Origin of the sequence: Psychrobacillus faecigallinarum (assembly GCF_014836595.1) — a bacterium.
GTDB lineage: Bacteria > Bacillota > Bacilli > Bacillales_A > Planococcaceae > Psychrobacillus > Psychrobacillus faecigallinarum.
The window spans coordinates 151,369-166,189 of record NZ_JACSQO010000004.1 but is presented as its reverse complement, the minus strand read 5'-3'; the positions used below and the strand labels follow the sequence as shown (position 1 = coordinate 166,189).

14 protein-coding genes are annotated in these 14,821 nt (G+C 34.1%); 5 read left to right on the top strand and 9 right to left on the bottom strand.

Annotation, left to right across the window (positions count from 1 at the left end):
- Nucleotides 1-37 precede the first annotated feature (37 nt).
- Nucleotides 38-730, top strand: coding sequence for an AIM24 family protein (locus H9650_RS10110; protein ID WP_151109831.1), 693 nt, complete (start codon nucleotides 38-40; stop codon nucleotides 728-730).
- A 372-nt stretch (nucleotides 731-1,102) separates the two neighbouring features.
- Nucleotides 1,103-1,573 carry a DinB family protein gene (locus H9650_RS10105; protein ID WP_144536419.1) on the top strand — a complete coding sequence of 157 codons (471 nt, stop codon included), beginning with the start codon at nucleotides 1,103-1,105 and terminating at the stop codon, nucleotides 1,571-1,573.
- A gap of 167 nt (nucleotides 1,574-1,740) precedes the next feature.
- Here H9650_RS10105 and H9650_RS10100 read toward each other — a convergent pair whose 3' ends face one another.
- Nucleotides 1,741-2,250, bottom strand: a complete 510-nt coding sequence (locus tag H9650_RS10100; RefSeq protein WP_144536421.1) for a DUF6944 family repetitive protein — start codon at nucleotides 2,248-2,250, stop codon at nucleotides 1,741-1,743.
- Nucleotides 2,251-2,455: 205 nt separating this feature from the next.
- Between H9650_RS10100 and H9650_RS10095 the strand changes: the two genes are divergently transcribed.
- Nucleotides 2,456-2,980: an SMI1/KNR4 family protein gene (locus H9650_RS10095; RefSeq protein WP_151109835.1), complete on the top strand. Its 525-nt coding sequence runs from the start codon at nucleotides 2,456-2,458 to the stop codon at nucleotides 2,978-2,980.
- A 143-nt stretch (nucleotides 2,981-3,123) separates the two neighbouring features.
- Nucleotides 3,124-4,356: an SH3 domain-containing protein gene (locus H9650_RS10090; protein ID WP_151109837.1), complete on the top strand. Its 1,233-nt coding sequence runs from the start codon at nucleotides 3,124-3,126 to the stop codon at nucleotides 4,354-4,356.
- Nucleotides 4,357-4,964: 608 nt separating this feature from the next.
- On the opposite strand, the gene H9650_RS10085 is transcribed toward H9650_RS10090, so the two are convergent.
- The 3 genes from H9650_RS10085 to ccsB all read right to left on the bottom strand — a co-directional run bounded on the left by H9650_RS10085 (nucleotide 4,965) and on the right by ccsB (nucleotide 7,437).
- Nucleotides 4,965-5,450, bottom strand: a complete 486-nt coding sequence (locus H9650_RS10085) for a tetratricopeptide repeat protein (protein WP_151109839.1) — start codon at nucleotides 5,448-5,450, stop codon at nucleotides 4,965-4,967.
- A gap of 143 nt (nucleotides 5,451-5,593) precedes the next feature.
- Nucleotides 5,594-5,803, bottom strand: coding sequence for a hypothetical protein (locus tag H9650_RS10080; protein ID WP_191697110.1), 210 nt, complete (start codon nucleotides 5,801-5,803; stop codon nucleotides 5,594-5,596).
- Nucleotides 5,804-6,246: 443 nt separating this feature from the next.
- A complete protein-coding gene (ccsB, locus tag H9650_RS10075) occupies nucleotides 6,247-7,437 on the bottom strand; it encodes a c-type cytochrome biogenesis protein CcsB (protein WP_191697109.1) in 1,191 nt (396 codons plus the stop codon).
- A 143-nt stretch (nucleotides 7,438-7,580) separates the two neighbouring features.
- Here ccsB and H9650_RS10070 point away from each other — a divergent pair, with 143 nt between their 5' ends.
- On the top strand, nucleotides 7,581-7,997 hold the full coding sequence (locus tag H9650_RS10070) for a ribosomal maturation YjgA family protein (protein ID WP_318245403.1): 417 nt from the start codon (nucleotides 7,581-7,583) through the stop codon (nucleotides 7,995-7,997).
- A 258-nt stretch (nucleotides 7,998-8,255) separates the two neighbouring features.
- On the opposite strand, the gene H9650_RS10065 is transcribed toward H9650_RS10070, so the two are convergent.
- The 5 genes from H9650_RS10065 to H9650_RS10045 form a co-directional block, all read right to left on the bottom strand.
- Entirely contained in the window at nucleotides 8,256-8,735 is a 480-nt protein-coding gene (locus H9650_RS10065) for a GNAT family N-acetyltransferase (protein ID WP_191697108.1), read from the bottom strand.
- Nucleotides 8,736-9,095: 360 nt separating this feature from the next.
- A complete protein-coding gene (locus H9650_RS10060) occupies nucleotides 9,096-11,708 on the bottom strand; it encodes an Ig-like domain-containing protein (protein WP_191697107.1) in 2,613 nt (870 codons plus the stop codon).
- Nucleotides 11,709-12,167: 459 nt separating this feature from the next.
- The gene (locus tag H9650_RS10055) at nucleotides 12,168-12,674 is read right to left on the bottom strand and encodes a GNAT family N-acetyltransferase (RefSeq protein WP_191697106.1); all 507 of its coding nucleotides are present in this window, start codon (nucleotides 12,672-12,674) and stop codon (nucleotides 12,168-12,170) included.
- A 201-nt stretch (nucleotides 12,675-12,875) separates the two neighbouring features.
- Nucleotides 12,876-14,006 carry a copper resistance D family protein gene (locus H9650_RS20770; protein ID WP_191697105.1) on the bottom strand — a complete coding sequence of 377 codons (1,131 nt, stop codon included), beginning with the start codon at nucleotides 14,004-14,006 and terminating at the stop codon, nucleotides 12,876-12,878.
- The gene (locus H9650_RS10045) at nucleotides 13,979-14,527 is read right to left on the bottom strand and encodes a copper resistance CopC family protein (protein ID WP_191697104.1); all 549 of its coding nucleotides are present in this window, start codon (nucleotides 14,525-14,527) and stop codon (nucleotides 13,979-13,981) included. Before H9650_RS10045 ends, H9650_RS20770 begins: the two co-directional genes overlap by 28 nt.
- Nucleotides 14,528-14,821: the final 294 nt, after the last annotated feature.

Below are 14,821 nucleotides of genomic sequence, written 5' to 3'. Positions count from 1 at the left end.
CATCATCGTATATGATAAGAGGAAGGGGTGTTTGTTGATGAATCGATACTCAGTAGCTGAATTTATACGCAAAACGGAGCAGGAGGATAAAGGAGAAGGCTTTTTCGAACTAGAAACAGAGCGCTTATTGGAGGTTAACCTGGAGGGGCTTGTTTGGGCTAAAGCAGGTGCCATGGTCGCTTATCACGGAAAAATTAAATTTGAGCGTGAGGGCGTTTTAGAGCATGGTGTGGGCGCAATGTTTAAAAAGGCTTTGACTGGTGAAGGTGCCTCACTAATGAAGGCAAATGGCCACGGTAAATTATATCTAGCTGACAGTGGAAAGAAAATCATTATTCTTCATCTTCAAAATGAAGCGATTTATGTAAATGGGAACGATTTGCTTGCTTTCGAGCCGTCCATTAATCACAATATCAAAATCATGAAAAAAGTGGCAGGAATGATGTCTGGCGGGTTGTTTAATGTGAGATGTGAAGGAACTGGTTTAGTTGCTATAACTTCTCATTACGAGCCTCTCACACTGCGTGTGACACCAGGAAAGCCCATTTTCACAGACCCAAATGCTACAGTGGCTTGGTCCGGTAATCTACAGCCTGATTTCCAAACAGATATCTCCTTTAAAACCTTTGTTGGTAGAGGAAGTGGAGAATCAATACAAATGAAGTTCGAAGGAGATGGCTTTGTCATTGTACAGCCCTATGAAGAAGTATATTTTCAGAGACAGAGTTAAATATACATTTTAAAAACAAGCAAATAAAGAAACGGAGGGTTAGCTATCAATCAACCGTATTTTTATACAGCTAACCTCGAAAAGCTAAGTTTCACAAAACTAGACAAATATTTTTGTTCTTAAAAAGAAATGTTTAATGGTTTCAACCATAAACGTTTCTTTTTTAATGAAACCATTTGCATATTATTTCGCATTTCTTACAAGGATTAATTTTTAACTTTAAACAACTATTCATTTAACAGCTAAATAACAGGTTTGTTACTAATGCAGCAAGTAATTGAAAAAGAGGAGAATAATCTTATCAACTAGAATAATTAACAATAGATAGAGGCATTTAAATGATGATAAACATTAAGGGGGAGTATAGCAGGTATGTTTCATGCAAAAGATGTTTTGTCTGACCAACTGTTAGCCAATGCAAACGATCCCAGTTGGTACGTACCATTTTCAGAATCTGTAAATGGTTTGACAGAGGAACAAGCTTTTTGGAAGGCGAGTAAAGAAAATAATAGTATTGCAGAAATTGTACAGCATTTGCTTTATTGGAATAAAACCTGGCAAATAAGGTATAAGGAATCTAGTGTTAATGCAGTTCCAGCAGTTGGAAGTAATGACAGTACGTTTACCATCTCAAAAAATAAAACATTCGATGAACTAAAGAAACAACTTATAGAAGTTCTTTTACATTGGCAAATGATATTAACAGAAGAACAACTAGAAAAAAGTGTTCAAGAATACTCGAATGCCAATTGGTGGCAAGTAGTAGGGAATGTCACCACACATAATGCATATCACATCGGTCAAATTGTTTATATTAGGAAGCTACAAAAGAGCTGGAAATAGAGTATAAAATTTAAGTAAGATATTTAATAGTTATAGAACTAACAGCTTCTTCAATAAGGATGCTATACCTAAAATAAAGACAGAGGAATACGATAATCCACTGTCTTTATTTTACATTTCATTCACATGAGAAGATTGACTTGTATTGCCTGGAGAAATCATTCAACTCATTCATCAACCGTTAGGGCTGAAAGAACTGCTCCAACGGCTTGTATCCAACTACCGACTGTATTCATTTCTTGCGCTTTTTGACTATTTGAAGGATATTTAATTGATAATGCTTGATAAATAGTTCCAATCACTTGGAGTACATTTCCAATATTGTTTAGTGCGTCTTCTATCGACTGATTTCCAGAATAATCTATCGTGAGAACTCCACCTAGCGCTTGAACAAAATCACCCTGTGCACTTATGAGGGAACTCGTATTTTGATCCTCGATAAAAAATGACTCGAGCGTAATGAGATTACCTATGGCCCCTAGTTGACTTCCTACTTTATCCAGATAATCCGCATCCGTGGGGATTATACCACTCCCAACTGCTTGTAGAGCATCCCCTATGATGTTCAGGTCTCTTAACATTGCGTTTGATAATACTTGTGAAGGAGTACTACCTATTGCAGATATAACTGTACCTACTGCAATAATCCAAGAGCTTATTTGTGATACATTCCACATTTAAATCATTCCAATAACAATTGATTAAACCCTCTAAATAGTATATGCAAGCCTTTTAAGTACAATTGGTCAAATGATTGGTATCGTTTGCTTTCTCATTAATTTAGCCTATGAAATAAAGATCTAGATTTTATATCTGTTTTTTGTTGCTAGTACTATGTAAAATATTTATGTATGGATTTACGAAGGAGAGAGGTAGAACAGAATGAACAATGCTGCAAACCTATGGAATCAGATAATCGCAAGAGGTGAAAAATTTGAGGAAGGGTTTAAAGAGTCATTAAACCTTCAACCTGGCGTCACTGACAAAGAATTGGATTTACTCCAACAAAAGCTGGAAGTTAAGCTACCAGAAGAAGTACAGAATTTTTACAGAGTGTATAACGGACAAGTTTGGGAGCCTGGTGTGAATCCATTTGTAAGAAATTTGGTTCTTTCTCCCATCCACAAAATTATAAAGGATTGGTCGTTTTTGCAGGAAGAATATGATCCCGATGATATGCAGCCAGAAAATGAAAAAGAAATAAAGCCATTTATATGGAATTCTAAGTGGATTCCAATTGCCGACAATGGTGCTGGTGACTATCTTTGCATGGACATGGATCCAACTGAAGCTGGAACAATCGGTCAGGTTTTATACTACTGGCACGATTGGGAGGATAGATCCCTTGATGCAAATAGCTTTTTTGAATTCATCGAAATTTGTTTGCTGGAGGATTACGATAACTAAGTGTTTATTCTTTTTTAACTCTATTGAATTTAGCTAGTTTTGTAGATAGCACCACTTTATTCCAATAATAATTTCTCCATTCATATTTTATGGTAATATATACTAATAAATATAAAATATTCAATGAAATGGGGATTAAATCAATGAAACTATTAAAAATGAGTTTAGCATTCTTAGCTTGCTTAATGCTATTGGCTTGGTCCAATGGAGAAGCTTCCGCTGAGTCAGCATGGACGTCTAAATGCTCTTCATATGGGGAAATAAAGCCAAACCAAAATCCATCTTTTCAGTATATGAACTGTCTACTTACGAATGCAGCCATAGAAGCAAAAATTCCTCCTGAAGTTGTGAAGGCTGTTGCTACTAAAGAAAATGGCGGTTGGAAACAATTCGATGCAAATGGTCAGCCTGTAATCTCAACGGATCAAGGGATTGGTCTTATGCAAGTTACCAATCAACTAAGCTATGATCAAGAAAGATTGAAATACGATATCACTTATAATATTCAAGCAGGCGTCGAAATTCTTAACAGTATGTATAAACGTAATGATTTGCCTAAAATAATAGGCGGAGGACCTGAAATAATCGAGAACTGGTACTTTCCAGTCATGGCTTATAACGGTATAAAACCTGCTAACAGTCCACTATATAAGTCCAATGGATTGAAGAACATTGGTGCTTATCAAGAAAAAGTCTTTACATTTATTGAAAAGGATAGTTACTTGAATAGCACTAAATTAGCGCAGTTTCCTTTCAGTTTAGCTGATTTTGAATATGACCCTAACAGCAGTGACAATATTGCCTTTACGAAGAAGGAATATACATTAACGGATCAATTGCATACCTCTTCATATCATTTCCAAAAAGGAAGCAAGGTATTGCTAACAGCAGACAATGTAAAATTAAGATCGCAACCTAGTACTTCTTCAGTAGCAAATACTTTAGCCAAAAACACTACCTTAATTATTGAAGATAAATTCTTATACGACCAATCTCCAACGAGCATAAACCAATTTGTGTGGTACCCTGTTAAAACTGAAGATCAAAAGCTAACAGGTTATATTTCCTCTGCTTATATTAAGAAAAAGACAGATGTTCCATCTATAAAAAAAGTGATGTGGGGAAAAACAGAGCTAAAATTAGGGCAAATAGGTAAAGCTACTATTTTATCCAATACAAGCTTGGTCAAGATGGAAAGCAATGGTTCATTGACTACTGTTCGAACTTTGAAAAAAGGTGAAGAATACCGTGTTTATAACTATAAGAGCAATCATGGTGGTTTATATGGTGTAGGTGGTGGAAATTACATTCAAAAATCACCAAATGTAAAATACGAAACACCATCGAAAAGCAAGCTAGCATTACTTAAGCAATAAAAAAGTGTTCGATGTAAATAACTACCTAAAGTCATAAAGAATACTGCAAACGGCAAAATAGGAGTTGCACAAGAGTAAAATTTCAGTAATTGAACTGCTGCATAAGTATATAAAGAAATAGTAAATATTTTAATAATGTTATAAGCGTTGGAGTTTACGACAGAGTTGTTTTTCACGAACAAGTTAAGGCGAACTTAATAAGCCTGTTAGGTAATCAAAAGTTAACCGGCAGGCGAGTAAATGTATAAGTGACTTAGCATAGAGCGAATGTCTAAACTTTTGTGGCAGTCGAAATAAGAAAGAGGTGTAGGCGCACCTCTTTCCATAATTTTTAATTTTAGTTTACATAATATAAATTATACGAAGTTACGTTTCATTTGAAAAGTATACTTGAAACAGTGAGATATTTGAGAAAAATACGTAAATACATGATTTTTATAGATTATAAATTTATAGCTTTTTTGCATTTTAATCACTCATATTTTTAGTTATTACAATTCATTGTTCAGGTTAATGTCTTCCTTGTATTCAAATTAACTGTAAATTGTAATTCAGACACTATACACATCATTTATTTTGTTTTACCTTATTTATCACTTATTTCTGTTTCAATTCCAAATCTCATCCAGCTTATCTGAATAAAATTCAATTGCCTTTTTGTAGCTTTGTATATTTTCATCTATTGACGTATCTTTAATGTTTTTTAATAATAGTTCCATAGCTTTGTTATGATCATTTAAGTTGTATAATGTCATCGCTAAGAATACTTGCATAGCTCTATTATCTGGAAATCGTTCTAAACCCTGCTGCAAGGTTTTTTGGGACTTTACGTATTCTCCGAGTGTTCTATATGTACTTCCAAGCCCAATAAAAGCCCCTTCCTGATCTTTTTCAGGTAATCCTAGACTAATTGCTCTCTCGTAAAATGGAACAGCCTTAAGCTCCTCTCCTTGCGCGTCAAAGCTCCAGGCACATTGATAATTAATATAAGCATTTTGAGGGAAATCTTTAACCAATTGAAGCAAAATAGTATTGGAATCTAGAAGAAGACCTTTTTTTCTCAATTTAAGTGCTTGTTCTAATAATTTTTCCATAGAAACCTCTCCCTTCCTATTTTTAATGAATTTAACCTTTTTCTATTCAATAGTTTTTTTCTCACTATTCATTATATTGTAAATATGAGTTCTATGTGTAAATCCATTGTAATTATTAGCCCTGCTTTCTATTGGTACTAGTGTTACAGAGATTTCTTTTTGTTGCGTCTATAAAAAAGTCTCCATGAATAATATACTATCCAAGCAAGGTAAATTAACAAATGTGGAATGTAATTATATTCAAGATCAATGAACAAAAAGGTTATGCTGCCTACAACAATCGTTGGTAATATAATATAAAACCACATTCGAACTTCTTTGTTTTTAAAGCTTAAATCAAATCGATCGCTCATCTGCTCCATCCTGCCATTCTTTACATAATATTATCCTCTTACAGATTAAAAAAATAACTGGAAACTTACGATTTGAGTTATCCCAAAACTTGCAATGCCTAATAAGAATCGACCGACAATTTCTCTTAGTAGCCTATTAGTGATGGTTACCTTCTCTCCATCTACCTGTACTACTTATATTTAAACATTTTCTACCAATAATATAACCACTCCAAACGAATGGTAGAATCGTTAAGTACAGCGCATATATAACTTCAAAAATTTACTGTCTAAAAAGTTTTTATCAATGCCACCTTTTACGATCAATGAGACGATAATACTCAGCAGTAAAAAAAGAAGGCTATCCACTAAAAATGCAAATATTCTGCTCGGGGAACTAGCTAGGATAAAATTATTTTCTATAGTTGTATTCTCCATTCTCAAAATATTTAAGGTTATTGTATTTAAGCATATGAATGCAAGCCGGCGATGACTAGATTGACGAAGATTTGATTGAACATGATAGTCCCAAATCCAATGATAGCTAACCAAGCTGTTCTCTCTCCATCCCACCCTCTGTTGATGCGCAGGTGTAAAAATGCTGTGTAGAATAAGAAGGTGATTAATGCCCATACCTCTTTAGGATCCCAGCCCCAGAATCTGCTCCATGCTAAATGTGCCCAAATCATTGCGAAGAACAAACCACCTAATGCAAACAGAGGAAATCCAATAACGATAACACGATAAGATATTTCATCCATTAGAGTAAGGTTTACTTTTTGTGTGAGTGGCTGTAAAAGCTTCGATATACTCTTACGAGAAAATAATCGAATGAGTATGTAAAGTATGGAGCCTATAAAATAGGACCAAATTAACGTATTCAACTTTGCCGCGTCAAAAATAACTGGTATCTGTACTAGTCCGGAGAATTTCCCTTTTAATTCTTCACCAGAATCATCTATTGGTAGTGCATTATTAGGTGTTACGATAGCTGGTAGACTATACTGATAGGTTTCCTGATTGCCTTGTTGATTAACAAATTGGTAACTAGCGTTATAATGGAGAAAGCCAAATATCCCACTTATAGTCACAAAACCTAAAACGACTATTAATTGATATAAAACAAACTCTAAAAAAAATGTACTTGCTCCTTTTTTGTTATGGTCTACTTGCTTGATCAAATAGATTAGCCCAGTAACAAATGAAAGAGATAATATTGCACTTGCAATAGCCACTGTAATCACATGTATTGTTAACCAATTGCTTTGTAAGGCAGGGATTAAAGGTGTAATCTCCTTGGAGAACATACTTCCATAAGCTATGATTAATATAGCAATTGGCATTAAGAATAATCCAATCACCACCTGTCTATATAGGTAATAGACTAGGAAAAAACCACCAACTAGCATCAAGCCAAAGAAGGTCATAAACTCATAGAGATTACTAACAGGAGCATGACCTGAAGCAATCCACCGTAAGACAAAATAATTTAACTGAGCAACAAATCCAAATACAGTAAGACTCAATGCTAGGGTGGTTGCTGTCTTTTTTTTGGAGCGGATTGCAAAGCCAAATGGTAAAATTGCAATCAAATACAAAATAAAAGCTAAATATAACGAAGCACTACTTATTGAAGTTAAAGAATCAAAAGACATATGTATCCCCCACTAACTGAATATTTTCCAGACAATTCAATCTCCATTATATTATAAAAATACATAAAAACCATTATATGGTTAACAAAAGTTAGTATTTTCAAACTTTTATTCACATTTTCAACACATTTATTTCAAAGGGAGTGATTTCCTTGAACCAAATCGTTCGCAAGCAATTAACGTATTTGGCACTTACTTTTCTCATGCTATTGTTAGGATTAGCTTCTAGAATATATGGTTATTTGCTTTTTGATGTGTTAGAGCTAAATGCTGGAGATGCATTTTGGGCAGCTATGGTTTATTTTGGAGTACGATTTATTTTAGTTACTAGACCTCCTCTATTTTCCTTGCTTTTTAGTTTACTATTTAGTTTTGGCATTGAATTGAGTCAACTCTATCAAGTGGAATGGATTAATAATATTCGTGGAACTACACTAGGGACATTAATCTTAGGGAGAGGATTCCTTATCGTAGATTTGTACAGGTATTCATTTGGCATCCTAATGGCTTTTGTTATAGATGTTCTACTTTTTAAAAAGAAAAGAAAACAAGTACTTTGAGAACTATTTGTTTTTTCCATTTATCATTTTATACGGTTTCAAAAGATGAGACCGATAAATTAATTAAATTAGTTGAATCTCACTTTAATTAAGACTTCATATGAAGTCTTATTTTATGCACTTTTAGTGCTCTAATCCTAGTGTAATTGATTTTATGATTTTTGACTCTATTTGGTATTTTTAAATAACAACTTTGAAATTTTTGATGTCAAAAGTTCTTTTCTTTCTGTTTAGAGATTTTGCTTGGTCGTATCGATTTCAAATCTCTTCTCCAAAACAATAGACACTCACATAATAATCGTCTACAGGAAAGTCACCTAAACAGGTCAAACCACATTTACTATAAAACTCTTTTAGCGTGACATTGCCTGCCCAACAATCTAAATACATATCTCTTTTATGCTTTTTAGAAAAGGACCAACAATAGCTAATAATATGGACACCTATATTTTTCCCTTGATATTCTGGTAATATGGCTATTCTTGCTACATATAAGCTGTTTTCCTTTATCAAAAGATTGTTTAAACTTCGGATGGGTTTAATTATAAAAGTTCCTATTACGAGATTTTCTATTTCTACTTTATACACTAACTTTTGAGCTATTTCATTTTCTACGAGAGGGATCGGCCATGGATATGTCCATTGTTTAATATCCTTTTTCAACAACTTTAGCGTAGCTTTATCCAAAACTTCAACTACTGGTTTTATATCACTCTTTCCTGCCAAATTAATAATCATAAATGCAATCCCCCAATAAACATGTAAAAAACTTGGACGTACTCTTATAAAGAGTACAATAAATTTTTTAAAATGTTAAGCTATGTTAAAGGTAGAATAATAGTTCTTTTAAGTAGCAGATTTTTGTTACTTCGAAGGCTGGACACTCTCCTCTTATACAACCCTTCCTTGTATGGTAGGAGTCATATCTGAAATAACTGACTGAACTTATTATAGGAACCAGATACTTTAGCTTTAGAAGAAAAATTTTAAAAGAGCCTGTATCTTTTATTACATAGTAATCTAAGATACAGGCTTTATATTTTAGTAAAGTCAAAGACTGTGCAAACGAGTAATTAATAGATGATTGGAGTCAGATCTTTATTTTACTTGTGCCAGCACTGACTTTGACGGTGTTTCGTATTTCACGTAACCCTGCATGTTGGTGATGAAGAGACTTCCTCCTACACCATATTGCCCGCCATACTTGCTGTCATACCGGTAGACTCGATATACTTCTCCAGGATTTAACACACGTTCGAAAACCAGCTTATCCCCTTCACGCTTCCAAAGATTGATTTTTTTCGTAATTGTAACGAGTCCAATTTGGCCTTTTTTCAGCTCTAAGCCTTTCCAAAAAACAGGCTTTTTTGGTATAACTTCTTCCTTTATAGGTAAAGTAGTAACAATGTTTGCTTCCTTGCTTTTATTTTTAGATTTATCCTCAGCAATTGCCGTAAAGGTATCTCCCGGGCTTGGAGCCGAAATCGAGAACTTGAAAACACCATTCTGATCAGCGAGGGTGTCCCCAATATTCCTAGACATTAGTTTGATTGTTACTTTTGCATTAGCTTCTGTTTTACCACTAATTTGCAATGACTCACTTGTCACAGTATCCAATATCGGCATCATTGGTGGGGTAACATCTTGGACAGTCGTACCGAGATTACCGCTCTCTCGTCCTTCTTCATTTTTGGAGTATATAGTAATAGAAATACCCTCCCGCAGCTTCCCGGTGTATACTTTAAATGTCCCATTGTCGCTGACTTTTTGGGATAGATCCTTAAATGATTCCTCATCTTTTGCAGTAATATAAATAGTGGTATTAGGATCTGCCGTACCTGTAATGTATTCCGTTTGGTCAGTAATACTTTCTAAATCAGGTAAGTTTGGCTTTTCCGTTTTATAAACTGGCATGGTAATCACATTGCTTTTCACTCCCAGTTTGGATTCGGCCCAAACTTGTAATTCCGTTAATCCCTTAAGACTTGGAAGAGTAAATGTTAACCATCCGGAAGGTACGACCTCTGCGATCACCTTACCATTACTAGCTATAACCACTTTATCTTCCCCGAATGAATGTACGCTCATCTTGTTTGTTTGAAGTGTAACATCTCCATTAATCGTGGGGTCTAATGGTTTATAATGTTTGTTTATAACAGTTAATAGGGTCGAATGAGTAAAATAAGGGTCAGCTGTACCTTTAATTGAGTATGTAACGGTTGTTGTCCCTGTTTTTTTCGCTAAAATATTTCCGTCTTTCGTTAGTTCAGCCACCTCAGGGTCCGAAAAAGATACCATCAAATCACTTGACTTAATCTCATCTTCCCAATCTTCATCACTAATCGAAACCTTTGATAAAATCGGTCCATCATATACATCGCCAATAGACATTTCTAATGGTTTTAGTTTACGTAACTCAAATTGATAAAATAGTTTAAACTTTTTTGCATTTCGTTCATCAAAAATATCAATGAAGTTATATCCAGCAAACAATGACTGCAGTACTGGTAGCTTGGTCATTTCACTTATCGAATGGATATAGTTTGATTCGGCATAAATTGTCTCCAGGGAAGGAAAAAGATTAGCATGCTCTCCTAATATGTTAATGTCGATAATTTTATTCCCATCTATATCTAATTCATTTAAGTATCGGAAAGGAATATTCGCTTGTACCAGAGGAGATAAATCAGTAATCTCGTTTCCTCTCAGATTTAGTTTTTCAATCGATGGAAATAGAACCGAAAGCTTCTCGGCCCCATTAATTGAAGAAAGTTCATTTTGACTGATGTCTAAGCTTTTAAGGTAGATCAAGGGTTCATTAATCGCACATAACAAGGAACTAGTATCCTTATTTGATATCTTTAACTCCTCTAATCTTGACATATTATTAAGATAATCATAATTGGCTTCGATATTAAATAATCGAAGAGTCTTAAGTATTGTTAACTTTTTCAAGTCATCTCCATTAATAATTTTAGGTTCATCACTAAAAGCAGAGAGAGTCAATGTCTCTAAATTAGACAGAAACTGTAAGAAACGAGAGTCCCCATTAAAGTCCACAGATAATTTTTTCAACTGCGGTGCATTTTTTAATTCCCAATAGTCAGGAATTGAGACGTCATCTATGGCCAATGACGTGAGCTGTTGCATCCTTTCAATTCCAGCCAGTGAAGTAACTTGATTTCCACTTAATTGGAGCGTTTGTAAATTTTTTGATAAAGAAATCGATAGTAACGGTTCATTATGAGTAGAGTTAATCACTAATTCTTTTAAGTTCGGTAATGTAGCTAATGGAGAAAAATCATTTGAGTATGTACCATATAATTTCAAACTCTCTAAACTTTTTATATCTGCTAGTGGTGTAAGGTTAGCAACGCTTCTTCCACTTGCATGAGTGTTTTGAATATTTAACTCTTTGATGGGTAAAACAGCCAGTTTCTCCAACCCATTAAGAGTCCTGATCTCCCCAGCATACCAGTTTCCAAGTGTTAAGATTCCATTGTTTTTCTCTAAACAGGTGGATATCCGATCGATGGTGGTGTTCTCGTGAAATTGACTGTCACATAAATCAACGTAAGACGCTAACTTTTCTTGTAGAAGAGGGTCCTCTAATTTTATAACTGTGTTTCCAGCTAAATAAGAAGCATGTACAGGTGAATTTAAACTCAGTAAGAATAATGCAAAAAAAATGGTTGAAATAGTATGTTTCATAAAAGTCTTCCTCCAAAATAATATATATCTTACTATATTATCTTAGAATAATGAGTGAAAAGATATAGGGAAAATGTGAGTATTTAGCATCAAAAAAGAAAATCTCCACTTTAAGCAAAAATACTGTTTAAAACAAACTTTCTTGAGCATATAGCTTTGCTTGTTCATGGTCTTTTATAAAAATAGGAATTATGGAATTAACTCAAATATATATTTCTTATTTTTATACAGTAAAGTCGAGAGAATGAAGTGTCTCTTCGTAAGTTTAAGTACATTCATCAACAAAATCATACATATTTCAAATGTATATCAAACTTATTTACTAGGTGTAGGATAGAAGTCATAGTGCCATTTTATGAAACATCAATCTTTATCTTTAACATAGCTGAATGTTATTTGTTACTAAAAGATAAAATAAACTAGTTCTTATTCCATCTCACGATAATTTTTGTATTAATCCTACTCTCTACCGATTAAACTACTTCTTCTCTCTAATAATACGACATCTCTCCAAACACCATTCAGTTTGCCGATTTTTTTTCGAGTACCGACTATCTCAAAACTATGTTTTCTATGTAAGTGTATGCTTCCCTCATTCTCGGGAAAAATCATGGATTGGATTGTCCAAAATTCTTGTTGCTCACTGTCCTCTATTAGATTCTTGAGTAGCTTTCCACCATTGCCCATACCGGTAGATGAACCTGATAGATAAATACTTACTTCAGCAACGCCAGAAAAGGCTTTTCGGCTTGAAATCGGACTAAGGGCAGCCCAGCCTACCACTTTCTCTTTAAACGTCACTACGAACCTACATTTGGCTGTATGGCTAGCATCCCACTCTTCCCATGTTGGTGCCTCTGTTTGAAAGGTAGCATTACCAGTTTGTATTCCCTCTATAAAAATCTCTCGCACATCGTCCCAATCGTCTTCGGTCATTTTTCTAATGACTGTTTCTTTATGATTCATTCATTATCCCTTCATTTCTAATTATATTTTCTCATATTATAAGACAAGCAATCTATCTAATAAAGTCTTTTCAATTTTTTTCTCTTGATATTAATTCAACTTTCATTTTGATTTGATGGATATCCATCTATCTACGATATTTCTAATACAAATAAAAAACACTTCCTAAAGGGTTAGATCCCTTTTAAGAAGTGTTTTCTTTTAATATGCTACGACGCTATAAGATAGCGCTAATAATGCACATACGACTAGTAAAATACTCATGATGAATGAGAACAATGGCGGCATCTTTTTCGTAAAGGAATAGATACTGATTACTAGAAATGCCACTGCTAGAATACCTAAAGATATCCCTTTAAAATTAGCAACAATATCCACTGTTAATGGAACTAAAGAGCCCTGACCAGAAGGTAAAATGCCGTAAGCTTGCAAAAATGTATCCTTGCTGAACGATGCATTGTTATGTGGCGGTTCCTGCTGACTCATAGCCCCAGTAGCAGCAAAAATTGCTAGCACAATAATTGATTCCAGCTTAGTCCAAGGTCTTGGATCCAGTTCTTCTTTCTTTCCAAGCTTTCTTTTCATCAAAAACCCATTAATGAAGGCATATCCTATTAACGGAAGGATGAGCAAATGTTTGATGAGCAGGCTTTGGCCATATGGCTGTAACCACGAATTTGGATATTCAGATATATTCATTGAGTAATTCATTAATGAAAGACCAGTAACCATAATAATGGCAAAACAAAACAATGCCGTTACATGGAACCAATTTAAAAAAGGGATCCAATTCTCTTTGTTTTTAGAAAACCAAGCGACTATTATTAATATACCAACCCAAACGATAACAGTGCTAAAGTGAATAAAATGTGTAATAAGGCCTTGTATACCATAGACCGCATGCGAATGGGTAGTCCAACTCATCGCTGCAACTATACCAAACAATAATAGGATTCCAATTATATAATAGATAGGAGTATTTCTATTATCAAATAAGTAAATAAAGAATCCAAGAATGATTGTTAAAATAACAGTTACAATCCAAGCTTTTCCTATTTCAAAAGTTAGCAACAATGATTTTAATACATATAAAAAAGTGTATTCCTCTAGCAAATAAACCATTAGATTTAATATTGGCATGAAGGAAAATACTGCTATTCCAGCGAGTGCTATTAGTTTAAACTTTTTAGAAACTAAAATTGCAGGTTTTAAATCAGTTGGAATTAAAGAAAATATGAAGCTGCCCATTAACAATGCAAAGCAGGAATATAGTAAGGCCTCGCTAATTGTTGATAGAAACATCATCATTTCTTCTTGCGTCCATTCATCCACCATATACTAACAACTATTACTAAAGCTAATACGATAATCATACCGATGAAAAAACTGTTAGAAGATTGATCACTGTCTACATCCTTAGTTTCATTAATAGGAGCAGTCTCTTTATCTTCAGTCTCTTTAACTTGTGACTCTTCTTCAGTCACTTGCACTGGAGTTTCCTCAACAGGAAGATTTACAGCAAATGTTAGGTCTCCTTGAATTGGATGGCCATCAGCTCCAATTATATTCCACGTCAACGTGTATTCGCCATTTTCCATCCCATCTACTGAACCAGTCATAATATCATCAACTACTACAATATTTTTAACCGGAACCTCTACATTATTTGCTCCTTGTATTTTAAATGAACTTGTTTGTTCAATTTTTGTTAAAAAGGTAAGTGTAATTTCTTCTATCGGATCAGTAACAGTACTTCGGTTAGAGGGATTTGAACTTTCTAATCCCGTATGGGCAAATGCTTTCCCTCCAATTACCAGTAAACAGATAGTGACTAAAAATATGATTTTTTTCATTCTATTACCTCCAAAATATTATGTAGGTATTGTTATGTATACTTTCGAATTTAACAGTACCTTAGATTAATGTAGTGCTCACTATTACTTATACCACAATCTAAAGAAATATGTTAAAGATTGAATTTTACAATCACTTTCTTTAATATAGAAGGAGAAAATTATTTTAAAGGGAGAGAACTATATGGCCAAATCAAATGCCAAGAAAAAAAGATTACATCAGTTGAGAACAACCGGTAAAGATGTGTCATCGATGAGAAACGAAGTAGATTTTAGTACTCATGTAAGAGTGAC